The organism is Streptomyces inhibens, from assembly GCF_003389455.1.
In the GTDB taxonomy this organism is placed as follows: Bacteria; Actinomycetota; Actinomycetes; order Streptomycetales; family Streptomycetaceae; genus Streptomyces; species Streptomyces inhibens.
This window is the reverse complement of record NZ_QUAC01000481.1, coordinates 14,878-38,805: the sequence shown is the minus strand read 5'-3', so window position 1 is coordinate 38,805 and position 23,928 is coordinate 14,878. Positions and strand designations below refer to the sequence as shown.

The window sequence follows — 23,928 nt, the reverse complement described above, 5'->3', positions numbered from 1 at the left end:
CTCAGGTTTCACGATCCCTCTTCCATGATCTGGAGGCCAGGATTCTTGCGTCTCACGCCTTGGGGAAGTCGCCCCGCTGAACACCGCCAACGAAGGACGTCCATGCGGCGGTTGAGAACCCGAGCGTCGGGCCGTGCGGCTCCTTGCTGTCCCTCACTGGGACAACGCCGGCGGCCTTCACGTAGGTGGGAGCCCACTCCAGACAGTTGCCTCCCTCTGCGCTGCTGTAACTCGACTTGATCCACTGAGTCGGACCGATCTTCACGACAGTGTCTCCATCTGCTTGGCGATCAGGCGCGCGCTGTCCCGAGCCGAAAGGGCGTCGCTCGTGAGTTCATCGTAAGTACGAAGCGCTGTTCGCACGTGATCAGGATCGTCAACGATGCCAGCTGTTCGGTAGTTCTCCACACAAACGGTAGCCACATGGCTTGGCGAGGTGAGGAGGGTTACGGGCCAGTCAGCGAAGAGGTGCGCGGGCGCGTCCCATGGAAGGATTTGGATGCGGACGGTTGACCGCTCCCCGTCCTTCAGCAGTGCCGCGAGTTGGCGGCGCATAACATCCGGCGGGCACAAACGGCGCCGTAAGACTGACTCGCACAGCACCGCACGGACATCCGGGGGCGCATCCCCGTCGAGTATTGCTCGCCGGGTGAGTCGGTTCGCGATGAACGCCGTCACCTCGTCGTCACTGGCTCGCGGTGCACCACCCGTGAACACGGCACGCGCGTAGTCGGCTGTCTGGAACAAACCCGGGACGATGGTTGGCGACCACTCACGGATCACCACAGCCGAACGCTCCAGTGCCATGCGACGCCGGTACATGGACGGAAACGACTGGGCCACTGCCTCCTCGTACAGGCGCTTGAACGTCCCATCCGTCGCAAACACCTCGTCCAGGAGAGCCGGCAAATCCGGCGGGATTGGCCCTTTGCACGTCTCCACACGGCTGATGCTGCTCTTTGAAGTGCGCACCATCCGCGCCAACTGCGTCTGGTTCAGCGGGCAACTGGGATACAGCTCCCGCGCACTTCGACACTCCTCCGCGAACTGCCTGCGCGGGTCCTGAGTGCCCGCTGCGCCTTTTTCTCCACCCATAACTCCCCCTGACCAGCGGCCTGGTCACGTGCCACGACGGTGACGTCACTAGCGGTCAACGGCCTATGCGTATGCCAGCCTGACCAACACCCAGGTTGGGCGCGGAACCCCTCTCACAGTAGCGATTCTTACCCCACTCTTGTCACCAACCGCACACGACGTTGAGCGGTGAGTGACCTTGACGCTCCGTCACGCGTACCCAGGGGATAGCTATGTCCGCACGCGGTCGACCAGTTGCAGAACCACTGACACACGCCCCGCCGCTTACTGCGGTCCACCTCTTCCCCAGCGCCGACCAGAGCGCCGGCCGGGCGCGTGAGGCGTTGCGTCCTCAGCTTCAGGACTGGGGCCTGGCCGGCGAACTGGCGGACTCCGCCGAGCTGTTGCTTTCGGAGTTGGTCACCAACGCCGTGAAGGCGGAGGCACCGCCCGGCGCTGAGGTCACTGTCCGGTTCGAGCTGTCCGCCGGCCGTCTGCGGCTGGAGGTGCAGGACGCGAGCGACGAACTACCTGTGATGACCCATCCCGAGGAGGACGCAGAATGTGGGCGCGGCTTGGTGCTGCTGGACGCCTTGGCAAGTGGCTGGGGCGTCACCCCGGACGGCATCGGAAAGGCCGTGTGGGCGGAGCTGGCCGTCTCCGACGCTTCGGCGCTGCGCCTGCTGTCATCGGTGCACCGGCCGTGACGGGCCCGGCGCCTGCGCTCTATCGCGCTGTGGCTCAGGCGGGGCGGCCGGATGACTCTCCCATCGACCTCGGCGGCCGGGTGTCACACTCGCCACACAGGGTGCTGGGGTGGCTCCGGACGCGAGCGGAGAGCCTGGCGGCGCACCTACAGGCACCGTACGACGAGACGGAATATGAGTGGCTGGACGACTCCGCCGCATACCAGTGGGCTTTGGATGGCCTTGCAGCCGGCATCCCATACACCCTTGAGGCGCTTGACGAAGAGGGATGCAGGTACACCCTCGTTGCTCGCACCGACCAGACGGCCCGCATGCCTCGCTTCCGTGTGCCCTGTGGACAGGGGACGGCATGACGAGCGACGTAGCGCCAGCGCTCACTTGGCCCGGCTTCTGGTGCGAGCGGTACGCCTATTGGCCCCAGCAGATCTCTTGGGCGACCGTCGCCACTCAATGCGGGGTGCAAGCGGTGCGGCACATCAGTGCAGATGCTCGAAGGACGGCGTTCAACCTCCCCGAAGGTGAAAGGCAGCGCGCGCTGAGGTGTGTGGACAGCGGGGAGCGTCTGGGCTCGATGGCTGCACTCTGCCGAAGCGAGCCGTGCGGCCTTGCTCTCGACTGCACCGGCGGGGCCTGGGTGGAGTGGTCGGTTCAGCCGGTCGTGTTTCTCTCCCTGGTCAGCCGCAACCGCTGCCTGTCGCGCCCCCGCAGAGAGGAACAGCCGAAGGGGTTCGGCGCTCCTCTGGTGCCGCCGGCCGGCACTCCCTGGACGAGGCAGGGGCCGCCGTGCCGCTATCCGGCCGTCCCTGCCGATCTACTCCCCTGAGCCCGCTCCCCCGGCTCAGGGGAATGCGGCGGGCCACCCACCCGCCGGCGGGGTCCTGGTCGAGCGGTTGAAAGCCGTCCAGGGCCAGGACCCCGCATCACCCACATTCACAGAAAGGAGTCGAACGTGGAACCCAACGATCGGTACGTTTACCGCCTGGCTGAACCGATGGCGCTGCCCGCGGAGTGGGATACCCCGCAATTCAAAACGGCCTACACCCGTCGTCTGGCGGAGCGCATAGCCCGACAACGGACGCTGGCCGGCTGGACGAGGGCGCGCCTCCAGGATGCCCGGAACTGGGCAACTGCCAGGGCGTGGACCGTCGAAGAGGCGTGGTATCGCCACATCACGCACCGGGAGTTGTACCGGGAATTCGACAGGCTCTCGCGCCACTTCCACCGCTCCGCGCAGAAGAACCAAATGCCCGCTGATGACCTGGTCCTAGCCCTCCAGCACCTTCACCAAGAGGTGGAACGGGCGGCAGGGAACGGCCAATGGGATCCCAATTGCACACCGGGCGCCAGTACGCCGCACCCCGCGGCATAGGCCCGGGATACGCGGTCGGGGGTCTGCTGGCTCCTCCGTCGGCACTGCGTGACCTAGTCAGCCCTATGGCGGCCGTCCGGGTTAGGGCCGCGTCCTTTTCGAATTGAGAGAGAAAGAACTTGTCACCGACTTACCGCGTCGGCGCGATTGTCACGAGTAGCAACAAGCCTGCCCAAGGTGCGAATACGTGGGTGAAGGCGAAGAACAAGGAAGAGGCGGAGGGGATGGGTAAGCGCAAGATCCAGAAAGCCAACCCAAACGGACGCGTCACCGTCGCAAAGGTTGAGGAAACGGGGAGCTGATCGCATGCACACCAACGCAGAATTCATCGATCCGCCCGGCCGCCGAATTGGCGCCCTGGCGCTCATCCGCAATGCCGCCGGCGCGGTGCTCCTGGTGGAGAAGCGCTACCGGAAGGAGGCTGGGAGCGAGCGACCGTGGGGCCTCGTCGGCGGCTGTGCGCGTCGGGACGAGGATCTGCTCGACGCCTTCCGGCGGGAGGTCCATGAGGAGACCGGGCAGGACGTTGAGCCGGGGGACGTTCTGACCATTCACCGCATGCCCGCAAATGGCGAGTCCGAGGAGGGGTACAACTTCGTCTGTGACGGAGGAGTCATGGATGAGAACGCAGAACTCCAGCTTCCTGTACGTGAGTTGAGCGCGTACCGGTTCGTACCGGTGAGTGAAGTCGCCGACTACGCCGAGCCGTACACGGTCGCACGGATTCGCGCGGCGTTGGAGGCCCTGGAGGGGGGGCGGGATGCGCTACCTCGTGGGGCATCCGGCATAGGTCCGAAGTTCTCCCCGCTTCGGCAATGCGCCAAGGCGGGTCCGGCATCACCGACTCAAGAGGGGTAGCAATGACGATCGTTGCAGAAGAGCCGGCAAGCACTACGCAGGACAAGCTGCGCGTGGTGGCTTTGGAGATCACAGGGGCCTGTCAGCTCCAGTGCACGCAGTGTTTCGCGCAGTCCGGGCCGGATGGTACGCATGGCGCCATGACAGCGGTGGACTGGCGGCGCGTGATGGGCGACGCAGCGAAGCTGGGCGCGCGGGAGGTTCAGTTCATCGGTGGTGAGCCCACCGTCCATCCCGCGTGGGTGGAGCTGGTGGAGTACGCGCTGAGCCTGGGCCTGGTGGTGGAGGTCTACAGCAACCTCTTTCACATCAAAGCCGCGTGGTGGGACGTGCTCAGCCGGCCGGGAGTCCGGTTGGCCACCAGCTACTACAGCGACAGTGCAGAGGAACACGAGACGATCACCACGCGGCAGGGGAGCTACGCCCGGACGCGCGCGAACATCGCGGAGGCAGTGCAAAGGGGCATCCCCGTACGCGCGGGCATCGTGCGGGTACTTCCTGGCCAGCGGGTACAGGAGGCCCGCGTCGAACTGGAGGCCCTGGGCGTTACGTCGATCCGCACGGACCGTACCCGGCACATTGGCCGCGCTGTCCCGGCGGCAGCCGCCCCGAAGCCGGAGGAGCTGTGTGGGCGGTGCGGGCAGGGGCAAGCGGCCGTCTTGCCGTCGGGCGACGTAGCGCCCTGTGTGATGTCTCGGTGGATGACCACGGGCAATGCCCGTACTCAACCACTGGCCAAGATCCTGGATGGGGACCGGTGGGAGCGGGCACTCCACGAGGTCCCCGCTCGGGCCGGTGCGGACCCCTGCGACCCGCAGTGCAATCCGGCGTCCGACGGCTCCGATTGCGCGCCGGCGGAGCAAACAGCCTGTGACCCCGCATACGAGTAAGTGAGGCAGCAGTGGTGATGGACTGGAAACCGTACGCCGAGCGTCTGGCGGCCAGCGTGACTCCGGCGGTATCGCGGTGGCGTGAGCCGGTCGCCTCCACTCCGCGGCATGTCTTTGTGCCTCGGTGGTGGGACCTGGACCAGCGTGCGCTACGGGAGGGCTCCGCCGATGAAGCGGCGTGGCTGCACGCGGCCTACTCGGACACGTCACTGGTGACCCGGATCGGCGCTCTTCACGCCGATTCCGCCAGTCCCGCAGACCGGCCCACCGGTGTTCCCACCTCGTCCAGCACGCTGCCGAGTCTCGTGGTGCGCATGCTGCGTCATGGGCACCTGTATGACGGGGCGGACCTCTTCGTGGTGGGTGCCGGCTCCGGCTATACCACCGCCGTGGCCGCGCAGCGGCTCGGGGACAAGCACGTGGTGGCTGGGGACGTGGATCCATATCTCACGGAAGTAGCCATGGACCGGCTGGACAGCATCGGGCTGACGCCACAGGTGGTCACTTGCGACGCCACCACCGAAATCCCGGGAGAGTTCGACCGCATCGTCTCCATGGTGGCGTTGCCCAACCTGGCTGCCGTCCTGGCCGCGCTGCGTCCCGGTGGTCGGCTGGTGACCACTCTTGCCCGTGTTCCGATCATCGTCACCGCTGACAAGGGCGATGACGGAACCGCCCGCGGAGTGGTCGAGTGGGACCGAGCCGGCTTCATGAGCACCCGCTCGGGTGCCGAGTTGCCACCCGACTTGCGCGAGTCGTTCACGGCCGTGCGAGACCGCGAAGGCGAGGCCGTATCGCAGGGTCGCTATCCCGTGCTGAATGTCTCTGCGGCATGGGATGTGCGAGCCATGCTGGAGTTGTCCGTCCCCGGTGTTGAGGCCCACTACGAGGAGCAGGGGGTGCAGCGGACGGCCTGGCTTGTCCATGCGGACGGATCGTGGGCCAGGGCATCAGCCACACGGCTGGAGCCTCCCACGGTCCACCAGGGCGGCCCCCGCCGGCTGTGGCAGGTCCTGGAGCGCATCCGCAATCGGCTCAACGCTGAGGGCGGCCTTCCCCTCTACGGCAGCCACGTGCACATCACGCCGGATGGCGTATGCCATTTCTCGCGCGGAAAGTGGTCAGCCTCCTTCGGCTGACCTTCGTCTACCGGCCCCGGCCGTCCGCTCACCCGGGACTGCCCTTGCCGAGCGTCCTATCGCCGGGCCGCCACCCTGGGGTCGCGGTAGACGGCATTGTCCGGTGCTCCCGATGCCCCGTAACGGAACTCCGCGATCTGGTCCGCGGTGGGATACCACTGCTTGTCGCAGCGCTGGCACCACCAACGCCAGTTGTCCCAGTCGGTGTTGGTGTTCGTGGTGTCCTTCCACAGCCGGTCGTCGCACTCGGGAGTGGGGCATGTCGGCGGCAGGGGCATGACGGGCCGGACCTTTCGTCGGTGGCGCGTCATAGCCTGCGGTGTCCGCCCCCGCGCGCTGCCCCTGTTCGTCGCCCGCCACCCGAACGAGCGAGGGCGATGCACCAGCCGGAGGCCGACGCCCAGGCGCGGCAGCGGGCAGTCGCACGTACCTGTTGTGCGACTGCCCGCGGCTGCTCTCGCGTGGGCTACTTCTTGGGCAGCCAGCTCTTCCAGACGTCCGGGTGCTTGTCCGCCCACTTCTTGGCCGCCTCATCGGCCGACAGGCCGCCCGAGGCAATGGATTCGGAGACCTCGTTCTGGTCGTCCTTGGTCCACTTGAAGTTCTTCAGGAACGCCGCGGCGCTGCTGCCGCTCTTGGCGAAGTCCGTGTTGAAGTACTTCTGCAGGGGGGTGGTGGGATAGGCGCAGTCGATGGACTGCGGATCCTTGGTGCCCTTTTCCGCGCAGGCGTCGGTGTACTTGGGGAGTGCGACCTCCACCATCGGCACCTGGTTGAAGAGCCACTGGGGCTCGTACCAATACGTCAGGAAGGGCTTTTTCGCCTTGGCGAACTGCTGGATCTGGGTGATCTGGGCCGCCTCGGAGCCGGCGAAGACGACCTCGTAGTCCAGGCCGAGATTCTTCACCAGCGCCTTGTCGTTGGTGACATAGGACGGCGAACCGTCCATCAGCTGGCCCTTGTTGCCGCTTTCCGAGGTGCGCAGCTGCTTGGCGAACTTGTTGAGGTTCTTCCAGTTGGTGACCTCGGGGTGCTTGTCGGCCCAGTACTTGGGGACGTACCAGCCGATGTGGCCGGTGACGCCGTTGCCGCCACCCGCGGTGATCGTCTTCTTGTCCTTGACGTAGCGCTGTTCCTGGTCGGGGTGGCCCCAGTCCTCCAGGATCGCGTCGACCCGGCCCTGGCTGAGGGCGTCCCAGGCAGGGATCTCGTCCACCTGGACGGTGTCGACGTGGTAGCCCAGCTTGTGTTCGAGCAGGTACTTGGCGACCGCGACATTGGACTGGGCGCCGACCCAGGTCTGTACGGAAAGGGTGACGGACTTGGAGCCCTTGGCCGCCGCGAACGGCGAGGACTGCTTGGTCATGTCCGCCTTGCCGCAGGCGGAGAGCGAAAGGGAGAGCAGCACCGTGCCGGTGAGCACGGTCGTCCCGAGGATTTTTGTGCGCGTACGGGACATGGTCAGGCTCCCTTCCCCGTCGTACGGCGTTCGGTGGGCTGGGTGACCCGGTCGAGCATCAGGCCCAGGCACACGATCGCCACACCCGCGACCAGGCCGAGGGCCAGGTCTCCGGTGGCGAGGCCGGTGACGACGTCGTAGCCGAGGGCACCGCCGCCGACCAGACCGCCGATGATGACGACGGCGAGGACGAGGACCACGCCCTGGTTGACGGCCAGTAGCAGAGCGGGCCGGGCGAGCGGAAGCTGCACCTGGCGCAGGATCTGCCAGCGGGTGGCGCCCAGCGAGCGGGCCGATTCCACGGCCGCGGGCTCCACCTGGCGCAGGCCCTGGGTGGTGATGCGGATGACGGCCGGCAGCGCGTAGACGACCGCCGCGGCGGCGGCCGGGGCGCGGCCCACGGCGAACAGCGCGACCACCGGGATGAGGTAGACGAACTGCGGCATGGTCTGCATGACGTCCAGGACCGGCCGCAGGATCGCTTCGAAGCGCTTGCTGCCGGCGGCGAGGATGCCGACGCCGAAGCCGATCACCAGGGTCACCGCGAGGGCGGCGAGGACCTGGGAGAGGGTGTTCATGGACGGCTTCCAGACGCCCAGCACACCGATGGCGGCCATCGCGAGGACGGCGGTCAGGGCGGTGCGCCAGGTGCCGATGAGCCAGGCCAGCGCGGCGACGATGAGCAGCGTGCCGTACCAGGGCAGCGCGGTCAGGCCGTCGCGCAGCGGGTTGAGCACCCAGTCGGTGAAGTGCGCGGCCCAGTCGGCGGTGCCGCCCACGACGGGGACGCCGGAGTAGAGGTGGTCGACCATCCACTCCTTGAAGTCGTTGACGGGGCGGGCGATGTCCAGGGACCAGGCGCCCGGCCAGACCAGGGAGCCCGACAGGCGGCCGACGAGGGCCAGTACGGCCGTGACGGCGGCCACCCCGGCCCAGACCGGCCAGCCGCGCTGCCACTTCGGGCCGGTGGCGGGGGTGTCGGCGCCGAGCCGTTCGCCGGCCGCCGCGGTGGTGCGGTCCATGACGATGGCCAGCAGCACGATCGGGACGGCGGCGGCGAGTGCGGCGCCGACGTCCACCGAGGCGAGCGCCTGGTAGACGCGGTCACCGAGGCCGGCCGCGCCGATCATCGAGGCGATCACGACCATGGACAGCGCCATCATGATCGTCTGGTTGACGCCGAGCAGCAGCTCCTTGCGGGCCAGCGGGAGCCGGGCGGTCAGCAGCCGCTGCCGGCCGGTGGCGCCGAGCGAGGCGACCGCTTCCAGCACACCGGGGTCCGCGCCGCGCAGGCCGAGCGCGGTCAGCCGCGCCATCGGCGGAGCCGCGTAGATCACGGTGGCCAGCAGCGCGGCCGGTACGCCGATGCCGAAGACCAGCACGACGGGCAGGAGATAGGCGAAGGCGGGCAGGACCTGCATGGTGTCCAGGACCGGGCGCAGCAGCCGGAACAGCCGGTCCGAGAGACCGGCGGCCAGGCCGAGCAGGGCGCCGACGAGGACCGAGGCGGCCACCGCCACGACCATCAGGGCGAGCGTCTGCATGGTCGGGACCCACATGCCCAGCAGACCGCTGACCACGAAGGAGATCAGTGCGGTCGCGGCGATGCGGACACCGGCGACGCGCCAGGCGATCAGCGTGACGCCGGCCGTCACGCCGGTCCAGCCGAGCGCGAGCAGCAGCAGATAGACGCCGCGTACGGAGATCACCACGGCGTTGCTGAGGTGACCGAGGAAGTAGACGAACAACGGGTGGCTGTCGCGGTTGTCGATGATCCAGTCGCTGGTCCTGCCGAGCGGGCCGGAGACATCGACGGTCAGCGACGACGGCCAGGCGGCGCCGTACTTGGCCTGCAGCAGCGGGACGATGACCGCCGCGGCGACGGCGAGCAGCAGGAGCTTGGCCAGGCCGCGGCGGTGCAGCAGCAGTTGCACCGGGGCGGGCTTGGCGGTGTCGAGGTACCTCTGGGAGATCGGGGGCGTACCGAAAACACTCATGCGCGCCCCCGCTTCACGGTGCCGGTGGGCACATTCATCGCGGCGCAGCGCTGGGCCTCGCGCCAGTGGCGCAGCCAGGCGGCGCGCAGCCGGGCCCGCGGCGTGGCCGCGGGCGCTCTGGCGCCGACGGCGCGTACGGCGCCGCTTCGGGTGGTGGCGGCGTACATCAGGCAGCCACCTCACCGTGCTGCGGCTGGTCGATCCGGGCAACCACCTTGAGCAGACAGGCGTGGTCGACGATGCCCAGGCAGCGGCCGTCGTCGACGACGCGGGCCGCGCCGCCGGAGCGGGCGACCGCCTCGATGGCGTCGGAGATGAGGGTGTCGGGGCCCAGCGCGGGGCCCTGCTCGGCCTCGCCGTCCTCGGCCGGGCGCATCGCGCGGCGTACGGTCAGCACCTGCTCGCGCGGTACGTCGCGGACGAAGTCGCGGACATAGTCGTCGGCCGGCGAGCCGACGATCTCCTCGGGGGTGCCGAGCTGGACGATCTGGCCGTCGCGCATCAGGGCGATCCGGTCGCCGACCCGCAGCGCCTCGGCGAGGTCGTGGGTGATGAAGACCATGGTCCGCCCCTCCTCGCGGTGCAGGCGGACGACCTCTTCCTGCATATCGCGCCGGATGAGCGGGTCGAGCGCGCTGAACGGCTCGTCGAAGAGCAGGACTTCGGGGTCGACGGCGAGTGCACGGGCCAGCCCGACGCGCTGCTGCTGACCGCCGGAGAGCTGCCCGGGGCGGCGCTTCTCCAGCCCGGCCAGGCCCACCTTGTCCACCATCTCGGTGGCCTTCTCGCGGCGCTCGCTCTTGCCGACGCCCTGGATCTCCAGGCCGTAGGCGACATTGTCGACGACGGTGCGGTGCGGCAGCAGGCCGAAGTGCTGGAAGACCATGGCGGCGCGGCGGCGGCGCAGATCGCGCAGCGCGCCGCGGTCCATGGCGCGCACATCCTCGCCGTCCATCTCCAGATCGCCGCTGGTCGGCTCGATCAGCCGGGTCAGACACCGTACGAGGGTGGACTTGCCGGAGCCGGACAGGCCCATGACGACGAAGACCTCGCCCTTGTGGACGTCGAAGGAGACATCGCGGACGGCGGCGGTGCAGCCGGTCTGCTCGCGCAGTTCCTGGGCGCTGAGCTCGGTGACCGAGGAGTCGTCGGGGATCTTGTCGGCCTTGGGGCCGAAGACCTTCCAGAGGTGGCGGACGGAGAAGACGACCTCGCGGCTGTCCTCCGCGGTGTCCACGGCTTTGCGGGCGTTGGGTATCTCGGATGCGCCGGCGGCGGTCGTAGCCATCACGCATCACCTCCTTGGGTCGGGACTTCACGGAGCAGTTCGGCGCACTTCTCCCCCACCATGAGCACGCCCAGCATCGGGTTGACGGCCGGCATCGTCGGGAAGACGGAGGCGTCGGCGATACGGATGCCGGACAGGCCGCGGATCTTCAACTCGGGGTCGACAACGGCCAGTTGGTCATCGGCGGCACCCATCTTGCAGGTGCCGGCCGGGTGGTAGACGGTGTGCGCGGCCTTGCGTACCAGCTCGCTGATCTCCGCGTCGTCGGTGACCTCGGGCCCGGGGAAGACCTCCCGCTTGAGCCACTTGGCGAACGGCTCGGCCTGCGCGACCTTGCGGGCCAGCTTGATGCCGTCGACGAGGGTGTCGCCGTCGTAGTCGACCCCGTTCTCGTCGCACTCGAAGTACCGGAAGTCGAGAGCGGGCTTGACCTCGGGGTCCGCGGAGGTGAGGTAAAGGCGGCCGCGGGAGCGGGACTTGGGGATGTTCGGGGTCATCGACACACCGTGTTCGGGGCGCTCGTAGCCCAGCCGCTCGGGGTTGTCGGTGAACGGGATCTGGTAGAAGTGGAACATCAGGTCGGGGCCCTTGTGCTCCGGGTCCCGCTTGACGAACAGGCCCGCGTCGGAGTCCATCGCGGAGTTGTCCGGGATCGGACCGTCGGTCTCCCAGACGATCACCGACTCGGGGTGGTCGATCAGGTTCTCGCCGACGCCCGGCAGGTCGAGCACGCAGGGCAGTCCCAGCGCCTCCAGGTCCTTCTTCGGACCGATGCCGGAGTGCATCAGCAGCCGCGGGGTGTCCACCGCGCCGGCGCACACCAGCACCTCGCGGGCGGCCTCGACGTAGATCTCCTCGCCGTCCTTCGTACGGACGTGTACGCCCGTCGCCCGGGTGCCGTCCAGCTCCAGCTTGTGCGCCCAGGTCTCCAGCATCAGCGTGAGGTTCGGGCGGTCGCCGGCCTCCATGTGCGGGTGGAGGTAGGCGACGGAGGCGGAGGAGCGCTTGTTGTTCTCCGGGTGGTAGGAGAGGTCGAAGAAGCCGACGCCCTCCTCGAAGGGCCGGTCGTTGAAGCCGACGACCTCGGGGACCCCCAGGGCGGTCTTGGTGGCCTCGATCCAGTCGGTGGCGATCTGGTTCTGGTCCTTCTTGGCCACCCGCACGATGTTGTTGCGCAGCTTGCCGAAGTACGGGTCCATCTCCTTGGCGCCCCAGCCGGCCGCGCCCGCCGCCTCCCACTCGTCCCAGTCGGACGGCAGCGGCTTGAAGGAGATCAGGGTGTTGTGCGAGGAGCAGCCGCCGAGCACCTTGGCGCGGCTGTGCAGGATGTGCGAGTTGCCGCGCGGCTGCTCGGTGGTCGTGTACTCGTAGTCCAGCTCGCCGCCGAGCAGGCCGAGCCAGCGGCGCAGCGTCAGTACCTCGTCACGGTCGAGGTCGGAGGGGCCGCCCTCGATGACGGCGACGGTGACGTCCGGGTCCTCGGTGAGACGGGAGGCGATGACGGAACCGGCGGTGCCGCCGCCGACAACGACATAGTCGTACACAGGCATGGGGTGCTCCTTACTGCAAAGCGCGTGGTGCGGGTGGTGTGAAGCGGGGTCGGGTGTCAGCCCGCGAACCAGCGCACCGGCTCCGGCCGGAGGTTTTCGTAAATGTGCTTGCTTTCGCGGTATTCGTCCAGACCTGTGGGACCCAATTCACGTCCGATGCCGGATTTGCCGAAGCCGCCCCACTCCGCCTGCGGGAGGTACGGGTGGTAGTCGTTGATCCAGACCGTGCCGTGCCGCAGCCGGGCGGCGACCCGGCGGGCGCGCGCGGTGTCGGCGGAGAACACGGCGCCGGCCAGGCCGTACTCGGTGTCGTTGGCGAGCGCGACGGCCTCGTCCTCTGTGGCGAAGGTCTCCACCGTCAGAATCGGGCCGAAGGTCTCTTCCCTGACGACCTTCATCTCGCGGTGGCAGCCGTCCAGCACGGTCGGCGGGTAGAAGTAACCGGTGGCCGGCCGCACATCGGAGGGCTTGGGGCGGGCGCCGCCGCACCGCAGCTGGGCACCCTCGGCCAGCGCGGAGGCGACATACGCCTCGACCTTGTCGAGCTGCTGCTGCGAGACCAGCGGACCGCACTCCACGCCGTCCTCGGTGCCCCGGCCGAGCTTGATCTTCTCGGCGCGGCGGGCGAGTTCGGAGACGAAGCGGTCGCGCACCGACTCCTCGATGATCAGCCGGGCGCCGGCCGAGCAGACCTGCCCGCTGTGGATGAACGCGGCGTTGAGGGCCTGGTCGACGGCGGTGTCGAACCCTTCCTCGGTGGCGCAGGCGTCGGCGAAGACGACGTTGGGGTTCTTGCCGCCCAGCTCCAGCGCGATCTTCTTGGCGCCGGAGACCGCCGCCGCGCCCGCCTTCGTACCGCTGACGAGGCCGCCCGTGAAGGAGAACAGATCCACATCCGGGTGCTCGGCCAGCCGCTGGCCCACCGGCACGCCCGCGCCGGTGACGATGTTGGCGACACCGGCCGGCAGCCCGGCCTCGACCAGCAGCTTGATCAGGTGCACGGTCGACAGTGGGGTGACCTCGCTGGGCTTGATCACAAAAGTGTTGCCGGCCGCGAGGGCCGGTGCGATCTTCCAACTGGCTTGCAGCAACGGGTAGTTCCACGGCGTGATGAGCGCACAGACACCGACCGGCTCATGCACGACCACGCTGTGCACATCCGGCGAACCGGCGTCGACGACCCGGCCGCCGCTCTCGTTCATCACCACATCGGCGAAGTACCGGAAGGCGTTGGTGACGTCGTCGACGTCGACCCGGCCCTCCTCCAGCGTCTTGCCGGTGTCCCGGCTCTCGATGAGCGCGATCTCCTCGCGGTCGCGCTGGAGCAGGTCGGCGACCCGGCGCAGCAGCGCGGAGCGCTCGGCGACGGCCGTACGGGGCCAGGCGCCGGCGCCGCCGTCGAAGGCCCGCTTGGCCGCGGCGACGGCCGCGTCGGTGTCCTCGGTGCCGCCCTCGGACACCACCTGGAGCGTCGTCGCGTCGGCGGGGTCGAGGACCTCCCGCGTGGCGCCGGATGCGGCGGGGAGCCACACCCCGTCTACGTGAATGGTCTCGATTGACGACACGTCGTTCTGCCTTCCGGTTACCGAGTTGTTCCCACTGGTGCAACCACTGGCGTCACCAGCAACAGGGAGCCCTCCCCGGAAGCGCCGTACCTATGCCCAAACATTCATGGAAAGTGACCCGACTCACTCAATGTGCGACCGGATGTCCCGGTACGTACCCTGAATAGCTGTATGTCCATCGCTGTACGTCCCCTCCGCACCGGAGGTGCCGAGATGACCAGCAGACGCCGTGCCGCCACCGCCGCCGTAGCCCTGAGCTGCGGCGCGGCCCTGCTTGCCGGGGCCGCCTCTACGGGCGCCGTGGCGGCGGCCGACGACCCCGACGGCGAGGGCGACCTCGCGGGTAAATCGGCCCAGCAGATCGCCGACACCGCGCTCCACGAACTCCTCGCCGCGCAATCCCTGCGACTGCGCACCCGGACCACCGGGGAGCCCACCCAGCTCGATCTCACCCTCGACCGGGCCGGCAACTGTGCCGGCACCATCAGCAAGGGCCCGCTCGGCCGCATCGAGATCATCAAGCGCGGCACCCAGGTCTGGCTGAAGCCGGACGCGACCTTCTGGAAGAGCCAGCTGCCCGGCAGTGAGGGCACCACGGCCGCCGACAAATACAAGGACACCTACCTGCACGGCACCACCAAGGGCGACGCCATCCTCCAGAGCCTGGCCGACGCCTGCGACCTCAAGGCCTTCCAGAAGTCGGCCACGAGCCACGGCAAGTCCTCCTCCGCCACCCCGTCCCCCTCCCGCACCCCGTCACCCACCGCAACCGCCACCCTCACCAAGGGCCGGCCCACCACCCTCGAAGGCACCCCGGTCCTCCCCGTCGTCAAGAAGGCCAACGGCGCCGTCCAGACCGTCTACGTGGCCATCAACGGCAAGCACTACCCCCGCAAACTCACCGCCGAGGTCGACCACGAGACCGGCACCATCCTCCTGAGCAACTACGACACCCCGGTCTCCGCCAAGACACCCGCCCCCGGCGATACGGTCGACATCTCATCGGTGAAGGAGCTGCAGGAGGGGCAGGAAGAGCCGAACGCGTAACCCACACATACGACGCGTGACCGTTCGTACATTCGTATCGTTGAACCGTGCGGCTGCCCGCAGGCGCGAGGCGGCGGGGAGGAGCGGCACGATGACCATCAGCCTTGAGCGAACCGACAGGATTGAGATGGCCGAGCCCAATGAGCCGACCTTGGACGAATTGTTCGAGCGGCTGGAGCAGTCCGTCCCCGAGGGCTACAAGTTCGAGATCGTCGGGGGGGCCGTCCACATGTCGCCGCAGCGAGCCACGCACTGGGAGACGATCTTGGATATCGTCGAACATCTGCGTACGCGGTATCCGAAGAAGCGCGTGTTGTCCGACGTCCGCATCGACTTTCCCGGCCGTCTGAACGGATTCGCCTCCGATGTGGTGGCCATGGCCGAGGATTACGCCAAAACCGAGAAGGGCCGCTGGCGCTACCAGGACATCGATTTCGTCGCCGAAGTCATCTCCGAAGGCACCGCAGCCAACGACTACGGCCCGAAGAAGGCTGTCTACGCCGCCGCCGAGGTACCGGTCTACGTGATCGCCGACCCCTACATCGGCCGTTGCCGCGTCTTCACACGCCCGCAGGACGGCAACTACAAGGACGACGTCACGCTCGTGTACGGCCAGCCGATCGATCTCACCGACACGGTGGTCGGCATCACCATCTCCACCGACGACTTCCCCCGGGACTGACCCCAGGAGCAGACCTTGGCCCAGGTCTTCGCGGTGTCACCCGCACTGCCGAACAGGAGGAGCCGTGGGCGGCGGTCCGGAAGACAATGCAGGCATGGCTGATACAGCGGCGAAGGCAGTGCTGGAGGGTGGCCCCGAGGAGTTCCCCGAGCGGATCGTGCCGATCGATCCTCCCGGGACGACCGAGCTGAAGATCCCGTTCCGCGCCGGCTATGAACACTTCCGGGCCACCGACCGGCAGGAGGACACCCCCGAGGGCCCGCTTCCCGTCTACGAGTGGTGGGAGCGTACGGAGCTGCCCGGGTAGCGGCCGCGCCGCGGCCCGCCCCGTGCGGGCCTCAGCCCGTGGGGGCGAAGGCCCGCAGCGCGATCTGCTGGGTCCGTTCCTGCTTCGGCCAGTCGGCCTCGGTGCCCAGGACGAGTACGGCGAACTGGCGCCCGTCGTCGACGGTGAAGGCACAGTCGACGACCTTGACGCGTTCGCCGACGCGGTCACTGTCATAGGCGTAGACCAGCTGGGTGGCGTCCTTCCCGGGAGCCGGACCGGACAGCGGTTCGAGGCTGATCTTCTGGTATCCGGGGTTGCCGGACAGCCCCTGTGACGCCTTCTCCAGGGCCTGGCGCGGGGTGGTGTCCGGTTCGCTGATCTCGAAGATCTGCACCAGTCCGCGGTCGTCCGGCGCGGTGTAGAACACCCCGGTCTCGCGCTCACTGCGCTGCCAGTCGCTCGGCACGGCGATGGTGAAGCCCTTGACGTCGTGGACGAGGCGATAGCCGTCGGGGAGTTCGGTGGCGGAGGGGGCGGTCGCGGTGCCGTCCGTGGCGTGGGTGGAGTCGCCGGTTCCGCCGGTGGGCGGGGTGGCGTCCGTGGTGGCCGCGGCGGAGGCCCGGGTGCCGGAGGGTGGGCGGGCGGCGGCCGAGGCATCGCCGTGGTGGCCCCACAGCAGATAGCCGCCACCACAGGCCGCCGCGATCACGGCCACGGCCGCACCGGCGACGAGGGCGGTACGGCGACGGGTGCCGGGTACGGGCCCGGGCCCGGGTGCCGGGGTGAGGAGCGGATCCGGTGCGGGGTACGGGCTGGGGTGCGGGCCGGGGTACTGGTCGGGGTACGGGCCGGGGCCGGCCGTGCCCGGAGGCACGCCCGTAGGTATGCCCGTAGGTATGCCCGTAGGTGTGCCCGTAGGTGTGCCCGGTTCCGTGCCCGTGGGTGCGCCCGTGGCGGGTGCGAACGCCGGCCGGGGCGGCATCGGCCCCGTATAGGGAGCGGGCGGCGGCGTACCGTCCTCCCAGCTCTGGGTCTCGTCGTTCCAGCGGCCACTGCTACCACCCGTCATCGTCACCCTCCCACCAGCGCGGCGACCGCCTCACCGACGGCCGCCCCGGATGCCAGCAGACCCACGACGGCACCGGCGTCGGCCAGCGCGGCCCGCAGCCGGGCCAGCCGGCCGGGGCCGGCCGCCCCGGTGTCGGCGATCTCCGTCTCGGTGTCGGCCAGTTCGGTGCGCAGCGCCAGGGTCTGCGGGTTCTCCACCACGACGGCCAGTTCGCCACGCAGTGCGCGGACGGCACGCAGCAGCTCCGCCTGCGCCGGGTCCGCCGCGGGGGTGCCGGTGCCTTCGTAGTTCGTCACCGTGTTGTTGTTGCCGATGGCGAACGCACCCCGCACACTGCCGATGTGGTTGCCGCTGCCGCGTTCGTCAGCTGTTGCCACGATTGTTCCCTTCGCCCGGCGCGGTGCCGCCCTGGTTGTTGGTGATGGTGTTGTTGTCGCCGATGCCGACCGCCCCCTGAGCGGACTCGACGTAGACGCCGCCGTTGGCGACGTGGATGACCCGCTGCTCGAACTCGTCGGTCTGGTAGCCGGCTTCGCGCAGTGCGGTGGTCACGCCCGCCGCCACCCGCTGCTGAATGGTCGTCAGATAGCGGGCGACGTCCATGTCCTGGAAGAGGGATGCGTCATCGGACGAACCGAGCTCGCGCACGGAGGCTCCGGGGCCGTCGGGCAGCGACGCTCCGTACCCTCCGGTGCCCAGGTGCCACACCGGCAGCAGACCGCGCAGCAGCGTGACCACCGCGCGTCCCGCGGAACTCGGTGTGCGGTTCAGCGCCCACACGGCCTTGCCGAACGGGTTGAGGTAGCGGTGCAGATGGGCGAGCCGGTCGGCGTCCTGGAAGTCCTGCCGCAGCGGCCACAGCACATGCGGCGCGACCTCCAGCATCAGCATCCCGCCCTGGGTGTGCACCCGCACGAAGACCGTGGTCACGATGCCCTCGCTCCAGCCGCCGACCCGGATGCGCAGGAAGTGCCGCCGGGTCTCCCCGCCCTCCTCCACCGCGCCGGCCCGGTGCACCTCGAAGGCGTCCGGCGCATACGGCGCCGCCTCGCGGGATCGCAGCCCCTCGGCCGGGAGGAAGACACATTCGTCGATCTCCAGCCCGCGCAGCCGGTCGCGCACCGCGGCCGCCGACTGCGGTGAACCGTGCGGAGACGGCACCCGCAGCGCCGCCACCAGCGGGACGATGCGTCGCAGGATGGCGCTGTTGTCCAGCGGCGCGGCCGTGCGGTCCGCGCGGGGCCGCAGCTCCACGGACAGCGACCAGGTCTTGTACGGGCTACCGGCACCGCAGAACGGATCGGCGGCCCGGTACATCACCAACGGCCCGTGCTGCTCGATGCGTACCCGGCCCCGCAGCCGGTGGAAGCGGATGCCTTCGGCGCGCTCCGCGGGGTCGGACATGACGTCGGGGAAGCGCGCCTTGGACAGTTCACTCGCGAGCACCCTGGCGAACTGCCCACGTTGCAGCGCGACCACCACGGCCACCAGCAGCGGCAGCACGAGGGTGACCCAGGCCTGCACGAGGAGGGAGGTCTCGTAGCTGCCGCCCAGGGACGAGGTGTCCAGGCTGCCGATCTGTGGGCCGCCCTGCCACCCGCTGTCGCCGAAGGAGCCGTTGTCCGGTCCGTCACCTGTCACGTAGCGCAGCAGCGCCGTCGGGAAGACGAATACGTTCGCCGGCCCATTGCCGCCGCCCACCTTGATGACCAGCACCAGGAGGAAAAAGGTCAGCGTCAGCCGGCCGTACCAGCGCAGCACGAAGGAGAGGAACCGCGCGATCCACCGGGGAATCGGCGCCCGGCGGATGGCTCGGGCGAGGGCCATCAGCACGACGGGGAAGAGGTAGAACAACGCGAGGCCCGAGGACAACGGGACGGCCACGATCCACAGCAGCAGGATCGTCGCCGCCCAGGCCAGTTGGAGACGCCGGGCGCGCAGCGCGTGGGCGAGGACCCGGGCCGCGTCGATGCCCAGGGAAGGCGCGGCGAACCGTTCTTCATGGACGTACAGCTCGTCGATGACCGCGTCACGGAACTCGTCGTCCATGTAGGTGCCGGCGCACAGCAGCCGGGTGGCCTCGCTGGCGCCCGGCGGAGTCACGGGGAACGGTGGCGGAGCCGGGGCGGTGCCCGGTCCGGCCGGCGCCAACCCCGAAGGCTCGTCGGGTTCGCCGGGCTGCTCGGGCACGTTTGTCTGCGTCACCGGTCTCCCCCAAGACACAACAAGCCACCGCTGCGGTCCGGTTGCGCGGGCACGAGGCGCCGGCAAACGGCCGCTGCTCGGAAGCCGCAGCATAGGGGAGAACGACACTCCGTGTCAGCGCGATTACACAGGATTCAGGCGAAGCGGTGAAACAGCCGAGCCCGCACGGCCGTTGTGGACCGTGCGGGCTCGGGATGGTTGCGGTGCCGCCCGTGGTGGGCGGCCGCGGCGGTGGCTCAGCCGAGGAGGCCGAGACCGCGGACGGCCTCGCGCTCCTCCTCCAGCTCCTTCACGGACGCGTTGATGCGCTCGCGGGAGAAGTCGTTGATCTCCAGGCCCTGGACGATCTCGTACTTGCCGTCCTTGGTGGTGACGGGGAAGGAGGAGATCAGGCCCTCCGGGACGCCGTAGGAGCCGTCCGAGGGGATACCCATCGAGGTCCAGTCGCCGTCGGCGGTGCCGTTGACCCAGGTGTGGACGTGGTCGATGGCGGCGTTGGCGGCCGAGGCGGCGGAGGACGCGCCACGGGCCTCGATGATCGCCGCACCGCGCTTGGCGACGGTCGGGATGAAGGTGTCGGCCAGCCACTTCTGGTCGCCCACGACCTCGGCGGCGTTCTTGCCGGCGACCTCGGCGTGGAAGATGTCCGGGTACTGAGTGGCGGAGTGGTTGCCCCAGATCGTCAGCTTGCGGATCTCGGAGACCGGGGTGCCGGTCTTCTGCGCGAGCTGCGAGATGGCGCGGTTGTGGTCCAGACGGGTCATCGCGGTGAAGCGCTCACGGGGTACGTCCGGCGCGGCGGCCTGGGCGATCAGCGCGTTGGTGTTGGCGGGGTTGCCGACGACCAGGACCTTGATGTCGTCCGCGGCGTGGTCGTTGATGGCCTTGCCCTGCGGCTTGAAGATGCCGCCGTTGGCCTCCAGCAGGTCGCCGCGCTCCATGCCCTTCGTACGGGGGCGGGCGCCGACGAGCAGGGCGACGTTCGCGCCGTCGAAGGCCACGTTCGGGTCGTCCGAGATGTCGATGCCCTGGAGCAGCGGGAAGGCGCAGTCGTCGAGCTCCATGGCGGTGCCCTCGGCGGCCTTCAGACCCTGCGGGATCTCCAGGAGGCGCAGCTTGACCGGCACGTCCGCGCCGAGCAGATGACCGGAAGCGATGCGGAAGAGGAGTGCGTAACCGATCTGGCCGGCTGCGCCGGTGACGGTGACATTGACGGGAGTGCGGGTCATGGCGATCTCCTGCGCGGTGTTTTTCCGGGGGCAAGCCCCTGGACCACCATGGGTGGCGGTGGGTGTCCCTGCCCAGCTATCGAGGTCTCTTGGTATCGAGAGACCCGGCCGTCAGGCTATCGGACCCCCGCCCACAGCAAGCGACGGGCCGGTGTGGAACACCTCACCGGGTGCTTCGGGGCGTCCGTACGGCGGTCTCCACGCCGTACGGGGTGCGGCGGCCGCCCGCTCAAGGAAGGGGAGCGCGGGCGGCCGCCGAGTTGTGCCACACCCGTGGGGGGATATCGGTCGCATGCCCGGGATCCCGGCGGGCATGCCCCCTGTATTTCGGACGACTTCCCCGGACGGCGATTCCCGGCCAGCGGTGCGCGCCGGGCGGGCGCCGGCTCATCGGCCCGTGCGCTAACGGGCCGCCCCCGCGGCCGGACCGGTGGGCGTACCGGGGCCGGTGGGCGTGCCCGGGCCGGTGGGCGTGCCCGGACCGGCAGCGGTTGCCGGCACCGGCCGGGCGCAGCCCTTCACGCCCGCCATGGTCGTCCCGCAGGCCGCGACCTTCGCAGGGTCCCCCGCCACCTCGACCATCGCGGTGTACGCGGTGCCGTTCCGCTCGACCCGCGCCGTGGCACTGTGCCCGCCCGCGCTGATGGTGGCCTGGTCGCCCGGCGCCGCGCCGCTGATCCGGGCCCAGGCCGTATGGCAGAGGGAGCTGTAGCGGACCTCTATCACCGCACCGCCCGCCAGACCGCGCGACGGGCTGACGGCGCGCGGCCCGCCGCACCCCATCGCCTCCGGGTCCTTCCCCACACAGCCGGCGCCGGCGCAGCGCACCCCGGCGGGCAGCACCGGCTGCTTGCTCGGTGCGGCCGCCGGCGCGGGCGCGGCGGTCTTCTTGCCGGCATCGGTGTCCGGATTCAGCAGCAGTACGGCGGCGACGGCCACCAGCAGCGCGCCGGCCGCGCCGACGGTGAGCATGACCGCCCGGCTCCGGCGGGCGCGCCGGCCCTCGTCACCTGCGGCAGGCGCGGCCGCCGGGGAGGGAGCCACAGCCGTGGCCGGGGGCTGTGCCGCGGTCTGCGCCCAATCGGGAAAGTCCGCCGGCGACGGCAGTTCCCCGCTCCTCTGGTGCGGCACCGGCGGAATCGGCTGCGGCTCCGCGACCCGTACGGACTGCGCGGCCCCGGCGGCCTGCGTGGACGGCGCGTCCTTGGCGGAGTCCGCGGACCGCGCGGCCCTGGCGGCCTTCGCAGGCTTCGCGGACGGCTGCGCCTCCGCCGGCTCCGTGTCGAACTCCCCCAGAGCGGCCCGCGCCTGGGCCACCCGTATCGCCTCCATGGTGACGTCGTGCCGCATCTCCGACCGGCTCCAGGCGCGTTCGGCCAGCTCCCACAGCGTGGTGAGATGGCCGGGGTGCGTCCCGGTGGCCTCGGCGAGCGCGATCACGGCGCGCTGGGGCGGCAGCAGCCGGCCGTTGAAATAGCGCTCCCACGACGTCTTGCTGTAGCCCGTACGGTCCGCGACGGTGGCGACACTCAGTCCGTTGCGGTCCACGAGCCTGCGCAGCTGGCCGGCGAACTCCCGCACCTGCGGATCCAGTTCCTCCGGAAGCGCCTTCCAGCGAGGCATTGCCTCCCCCTATCCCCACTCACCCACGACAGCGGCGGCTCCCCCCGGCCCGCCCTACTTGCTACCCACAGGGATGCCCCTGGCCGGACGACAGTTCCCTTCCAACGGGTGCACAGGAGCACTCGGCCGTGCGTTGCACATCCGCGCGCGCCCCGCGCACCCAGCAGTGTGACATTTCCGCCGGAGCTCCTACGACTTCCGTATGTATCCCGATAAGAACTGGCCAGGATGGCGCACGGGTATGCACACGGCCCGCGCCCCGGCGGCTCGGAGGCCTGGCACGGGCCCCGGCCGTCGCGACCGCCGCCCCCGCGTAGAAGGTCGCGCGGAACAACCGCGACCTCAAGCACTACGGCGGCGCCTTCAACTCCCCGCTGTCGTAGGGCGCTCGGTCACACAGCGGCGGCCCGTCCTCCCCGGGGGAGAGGACGGGCCGCCGTCTTTGCCGTGCCGCCGTCCGGCGTGGTCGTGGCACATTTCACACCGACGCCGTCGGTGACTCAGCGCACGGTGAAGTGGACGATGTCGTCCAGGAACGGGATGTGGATCCACGGCTTGGGCTGCACCATCAGCGCCAGCATCACGATCACAAAGCCCAGCAGCCCGTACGTCGCCATATCGGTGAAGCGGGAGCGCACGGCGAGCATCCCCACCGACGGCAGCGCCCACCGCAGCGCCGCGCCCGCCAGCAGGGAGAGCCCGATCACCAGCGTCCCGATGCGGAACGCGTCGAGCGCCACGAGCAGCAGCCCGGCCGCGACGCCGCCCATGACGGCGAGCAGCGGCCACTGCCGGGCGGGCGCGGGATAGCCGCCCGAGGCGGCCCGCCCGCCGCCTTCCGGGCGGGCGGTGTCGCGGGTCAGTGTCGGGAAGCGGCGCGAGGTGCGCTGCGGCTCGGAGGCCCCGTCCGAATGCGCTTCGGCACCCATGGCTGGCAGTCCCTTCCGGTGTCCGGATCCGTCTGTCAAAGACAAGGGTCTCAGGTTCCCGCGCGCTCAGCCGGCCGCGCGCTCGGCGGCCTCGACGACATTGACCAGCAGCTGGGCGCGGGTCATCGGGCCGACACCGCCCGGGTTGGGGGCGACCCAGCCGGCGACCTCGGCGACGCCGGGGTGCACATCGCCGACGATCTTGCCGGCCTCGTCGCGGCTGACGCCGACGTCCAGGACGGCCGCGCCGGGCTTGACGTCCTCGGGCTTGATGATGTGCGGCACACCGGCCGCGGCGACGATGATGTCGGCCTGCTTGAGATGCGCGGACAGATCGCGGGTGCCGGTGTGGCACTGGGTCACCGTGGCGTTCTCCGACTTACGGGTCAGCACCAGCGGCATCGGGCGGCCGATGGTGATGCCGCGGCCGACGACCACCACATGCGCGCCCTTGATCTCGACCTCGTGCCGCCGCAGCAGCTGGACGATGCCGTACGGGGTGCAGGGCAGCGGGCCCTCGATGCCGAGCACCAGCCGGCCCAGGCTCATCGGGTGCAGCCCGTCGGCGTCCTTGGCCGGATCCATCAGCTCCAGGACGCGGTTGGCGTCGATGCCCTTGGGGAGCGGGAGTTGGACGATGTAGCCGGTGCAGGCCGGGTCCTCGTTCAGCTCCCGTACGACCGCCTCGATCTCCTCCTGGGTGGCGGTTTCCGGCAGTTCGCGCTGGATCGAGGCGATGCCGACCTGGGCGCAGTCGCGGTGCTTGCCGTTGACGTACCAACGGCTGCCCGGGTCGTCGCCGACCAGGAGGGTGCCGAGGCCAGGCTGCACGCCCTTGGCCTTCAGCGCCTCGACGCGGGTGGCGAGCTCGGACTTGATAGCGGCTGCGGTGGCCTTGCCATCCAGAATCTGGGCAGTCATGCCTCCATCCTCCCGGATGAGGGGGGCCACGTTCCAATCAGGGCGCGCGGGGCGTCGCG

24 protein-coding genes are annotated in these 23,928 nt (G+C 69.6%); 8 read left to right on the top strand and 16 right to left on the bottom strand.

Annotated features, from left to right (window positions below):
• Nucleotides 1-52 precede the first annotated feature (52 nt).
• Complete coding sequence (locus DY245_RS42495) at nucleotides 53-265, bottom strand: DUF397 domain-containing protein (protein ID WP_128512466.1); 213 nt, start codon at nucleotides 263-265, stop codon at nucleotides 53-55.
• Nucleotides 262-1,095 (bottom strand): DUF5753 domain-containing protein, encoded by an 834-nt coding sequence (locus DY245_RS42490; RefSeq protein ID WP_128512465.1) that lies wholly within the window; start codon nucleotides 1,093-1,095, stop codon nucleotides 262-264. The genes DY245_RS42495 and DY245_RS42490 overlap by 4 nt, the downstream gene beginning before the upstream one ends.
• 212 nt (nucleotides 1,096-1,307) lie before the next feature.
• Between DY245_RS42490 and DY245_RS42485 the strand changes: the two genes are divergently transcribed.
• From DY245_RS42485 to DY245_RS42465, 5 genes are all read left to right on the top strand, one after another.
• Nucleotides 1,308-1,781: an ATP-binding protein gene (locus DY245_RS42485; RefSeq protein WP_128512464.1), complete on the top strand. Its 474-nt coding sequence runs from the start codon at nucleotides 1,308-1,310 to the stop codon at nucleotides 1,779-1,781.
• A 949-nt stretch (nucleotides 1,782-2,730) separates the two neighbouring features.
• Complete coding sequence (locus DY245_RS42480; RefSeq protein WP_128512463.1) at nucleotides 2,731-3,150, top strand: hypothetical protein; 420 nt, start codon at nucleotides 2,731-2,733, stop codon at nucleotides 3,148-3,150.
• A 306-nt stretch (nucleotides 3,151-3,456) separates the two neighbouring features.
• Nucleotides 3,457-4,008, top strand: a complete 552-nt coding sequence (locus DY245_RS42475) for an NUDIX domain-containing protein (RefSeq protein ID WP_128512462.1) — start codon at nucleotides 3,457-3,459, stop codon at nucleotides 4,006-4,008.
• Between the two features lie 2 nt (nucleotides 4,009-4,010).
• Nucleotides 4,011-4,898, top strand: a complete 888-nt coding sequence (locus tag DY245_RS42470) for a radical SAM/SPASM domain-containing protein (RefSeq protein ID WP_128512461.1) — start codon at nucleotides 4,011-4,013, stop codon at nucleotides 4,896-4,898.
• Between the two features lie 17 nt (nucleotides 4,899-4,915).
• Nucleotides 4,916-6,037, top strand: coding sequence for a methyltransferase domain-containing protein (locus DY245_RS42465; RefSeq protein ID WP_128512480.1), 1,122 nt, complete (start codon nucleotides 4,916-4,918; stop codon nucleotides 6,035-6,037).
• A 56-nt stretch (nucleotides 6,038-6,093) separates the two neighbouring features.
• Here DY245_RS42465 and DY245_RS42460 read toward each other — a convergent pair whose 3' ends face one another.
• From DY245_RS42460 to DY245_RS42435, 7 genes are all read right to left on the bottom strand, one after another.
• Nucleotides 6,094-6,315: a hypothetical protein gene (locus DY245_RS42460; RefSeq protein WP_128512460.1), complete on the bottom strand. Its 222-nt coding sequence runs from the start codon at nucleotides 6,313-6,315 to the stop codon at nucleotides 6,094-6,096.
• A gap of 188 nt (nucleotides 6,316-6,503) precedes the next feature.
• Nucleotides 6,504-7,496 (bottom strand): ABC transporter substrate-binding protein, encoded by a 993-nt coding sequence (locus tag DY245_RS42455; RefSeq protein WP_128512459.1) that lies wholly within the window; start codon nucleotides 7,494-7,496, stop codon nucleotides 6,504-6,506.
• Between the two features lie 2 nt (nucleotides 7,497-7,498).
• Nucleotides 7,499-9,493, bottom strand: a complete 1,995-nt coding sequence (locus tag DY245_RS42450; RefSeq protein WP_128512458.1) for an ABC transporter permease — start codon at nucleotides 9,491-9,493, stop codon at nucleotides 7,499-7,501.
• Nucleotides 9,490-9,660 (bottom strand): hypothetical protein, encoded by a 171-nt coding sequence (locus tag DY245_RS45040; protein WP_181924098.1) that lies wholly within the window; start codon nucleotides 9,658-9,660, stop codon nucleotides 9,490-9,492. The genes DY245_RS42450 and DY245_RS45040 overlap by 4 nt, the downstream gene beginning before the upstream one ends.
• A complete protein-coding gene (locus DY245_RS42445) occupies nucleotides 9,660-10,781 on the bottom strand; it encodes a quaternary amine ABC transporter ATP-binding protein (protein WP_128512457.1) in 1,122 nt (373 codons plus the stop codon). The genes DY245_RS45040 and DY245_RS42445 overlap by 1 nt, the downstream gene beginning before the upstream one ends.
• A complete protein-coding gene (locus DY245_RS42440; protein WP_128512456.1) occupies nucleotides 10,781-12,331 on the bottom strand; it encodes a GMC family oxidoreductase in 1,551 nt (516 codons plus the stop codon). The genes DY245_RS42445 and DY245_RS42440 overlap by 1 nt, the downstream gene beginning before the upstream one ends.
• Nucleotides 12,332-12,387: 56 nt before the next feature.
• Nucleotides 12,388-13,896: an aldehyde dehydrogenase family protein gene (locus DY245_RS42435; protein ID WP_128512455.1), complete on the bottom strand. Its 1,509-nt coding sequence runs from the start codon at nucleotides 13,894-13,896 to the stop codon at nucleotides 12,388-12,390.
• Between the two features lie 213 nt (nucleotides 13,897-14,109).
• Here DY245_RS42435 and DY245_RS42430 point away from each other — a divergent pair, with 213 nt between their 5' ends.
• From DY245_RS42430 to DY245_RS42420, 3 genes are all read left to right on the top strand, one after another.
• Nucleotides 14,110-14,943 (top strand): hypothetical protein, encoded by an 834-nt coding sequence (locus tag DY245_RS42430; protein WP_128512454.1) that lies wholly within the window; start codon nucleotides 14,110-14,112, stop codon nucleotides 14,941-14,943.
• 91 nt (nucleotides 14,944-15,034) lie between these two features.
• The gene (locus DY245_RS42425) at nucleotides 15,035-15,625 is read left to right on the top strand and encodes a Uma2 family endonuclease (RefSeq protein ID WP_128512453.1); all 591 of its coding nucleotides are present in this window, start codon (nucleotides 15,035-15,037) and stop codon (nucleotides 15,623-15,625) included.
• Nucleotides 15,626-15,719: 94 nt separating this feature from the next.
• Nucleotides 15,720-15,932, top strand: coding sequence for a DUF5988 family protein (locus tag DY245_RS42420; protein WP_181924097.1), 213 nt, complete (start codon nucleotides 15,720-15,722; stop codon nucleotides 15,930-15,932).
• Nucleotides 15,933-15,963: 31 nt separating this feature from the next.
• Here the strand turns inward: DY245_RS42420 and DY245_RS42415 are convergent, their stop codons facing one another.
• From DY245_RS42415 to DY245_RS42385, 7 genes are all read right to left on the bottom strand, one after another.
• A complete protein-coding gene (locus tag DY245_RS42415; RefSeq protein ID WP_128512452.1) occupies nucleotides 15,964-16,962 on the bottom strand; it encodes a hypothetical protein in 999 nt (332 codons plus the stop codon).
• A gap of 2 nt (nucleotides 16,963-16,964) precedes the next feature.
• A complete protein-coding gene (locus DY245_RS42410) occupies nucleotides 16,965-17,339 on the bottom strand; it encodes a hypothetical protein (protein WP_128512451.1) in 375 nt (124 codons plus the stop codon).
• Entirely contained in the window at nucleotides 17,326-19,167 is a 1,842-nt protein-coding gene (locus DY245_RS42405; protein ID WP_425329524.1) for a hypothetical protein, read from the bottom strand. Before DY245_RS42405 ends, DY245_RS42410 begins: the two co-directional genes overlap by 14 nt.
• Before the next feature lie 236 nt (nucleotides 19,168-19,403).
• The gene (locus tag DY245_RS42400; RefSeq protein ID WP_128512450.1) at nucleotides 19,404-20,396 is read right to left on the bottom strand and encodes a malate dehydrogenase; all 993 of its coding nucleotides are present in this window, start codon (nucleotides 20,394-20,396) and stop codon (nucleotides 19,404-19,406) included.
• A gap of 402 nt (nucleotides 20,397-20,798) precedes the next feature.
• Nucleotides 20,799-22,019 (bottom strand): helix-turn-helix domain-containing protein, encoded by a 1,221-nt coding sequence (locus DY245_RS42395; RefSeq protein ID WP_128512449.1) that lies wholly within the window; start codon nucleotides 22,017-22,019, stop codon nucleotides 20,799-20,801.
• 500 nt (nucleotides 22,020-22,519) lie between these two features.
• Nucleotides 22,520-22,948: a DUF3017 domain-containing protein gene (locus DY245_RS42390; RefSeq protein ID WP_128512448.1), complete on the bottom strand. Its 429-nt coding sequence runs from the start codon at nucleotides 22,946-22,948 to the stop codon at nucleotides 22,520-22,522.
• A 66-nt stretch (nucleotides 22,949-23,014) separates the two neighbouring features.
• A complete protein-coding gene (locus DY245_RS42385; protein ID WP_128512447.1) occupies nucleotides 23,015-23,869 on the bottom strand; it encodes a bifunctional methylenetetrahydrofolate dehydrogenase/methenyltetrahydrofolate cyclohydrolase in 855 nt (284 codons plus the stop codon).
• Nucleotides 23,870-23,928: the final 59 nt, after the last annotated feature.

Coding starts and splice junctions, on each gene's coding strand:
- DY245_RS42455 (WP_128512459.1), bottom strand. CDS start 7,496: ATGTCCCGTACGCGCACAAAAATCCTCGGGACGACCGTGCTCACCGGC.
- DY245_RS42460 (WP_128512460.1), bottom strand. CDS start 6,315: ATGCCCCTGCCGCCGACATGCCCCACTCCCGAGTGCGACGACCGGCTG.
- DY245_RS42475 (WP_128512462.1), top strand. CDS start 3,457: ATGCACACCAACGCAGAATTCATCGATCCGCCCGGCCGCCGAATTGGC.
- DY245_RS42450 (WP_128512458.1), bottom strand. CDS start 9,493: ATGAGTGTTTTCGGTACGCCCCCGATCTCCCAGAGGTACCTCGACACC.
- DY245_RS42430 (WP_128512454.1), top strand. CDS start 14,110: ATGACCAGCAGACGCCGTGCCGCCACCGCCGCCGTAGCCCTGAGCTGC.
- DY245_RS45040 (WP_181924098.1), bottom strand. CDS start 9,660: ATGTACGCCGCCACCACCCGAAGCGGCGCCGTACGCGCCGTCGGCGCC.
- DY245_RS42415 (WP_128512452.1), bottom strand. CDS start 16,962: ATGACGGGTGGTAGCAGTGGCCGCTGGAACGACGAGACCCAGAGCTGG.
- DY245_RS42395 (WP_128512449.1), bottom strand. CDS start 22,019: ATGCCTCGCTGGAAGGCGCTTCCGGAGGAACTGGATCCGCAGGTGCGG.
- DY245_RS42440 (WP_128512456.1), bottom strand. CDS start 12,331: ATGCCTGTGTACGACTATGTCGTTGTCGGCGGCGGCACCGCCGGTTCC.
- DY245_RS42490 (WP_128512465.1), bottom strand. CDS start 1,095: ATGGGTGGAGAAAAAGGCGCAGCGGGCACTCAGGACCCGCGCAGGCAG.
- DY245_RS42390 (WP_128512448.1), bottom strand. CDS start 22,948: ATGGGTGCCGAAGCGCATTCGGACGGGGCCTCCGAGCCGCAGCGCACC.
- DY245_RS42445 (WP_128512457.1), bottom strand. CDS start 10,781: ATGGCTACGACCGCCGCCGGCGCATCCGAGATACCCAACGCCCGCAAA.
- DY245_RS42465 (WP_128512480.1), top strand. CDS start 4,916: ATGGACTGGAAACCGTACGCCGAGCGTCTGGCGGCCAGCGTGACTCCG.
- DY245_RS42385 (WP_128512447.1), bottom strand. CDS start 23,869: ATGACTGCCCAGATTCTGGATGGCAAGGCCACCGCAGCCGCTATCAAG.
- DY245_RS42470 (WP_128512461.1), top strand. CDS start 4,011: ATGACGATCGTTGCAGAAGAGCCGGCAAGCACTACGCAGGACAAGCTG.
- DY245_RS42400 (WP_128512450.1), bottom strand. CDS start 20,396: ATGACCCGCACTCCCGTCAATGTCACCGTCACCGGCGCAGCCGGCCAG.
- DY245_RS42485 (WP_128512464.1), top strand. CDS start 1,308: ATGTCCGCACGCGGTCGACCAGTTGCAGAACCACTGACACACGCCCCG.
- DY245_RS42425 (WP_128512453.1), top strand. CDS start 15,035: ATGACCATCAGCCTTGAGCGAACCGACAGGATTGAGATGGCCGAGCCC.
- DY245_RS42420 (WP_181924097.1), top strand. CDS start 15,720: ATGGCTGATACAGCGGCGAAGGCAGTGCTGGAGGGTGGCCCCGAGGAG.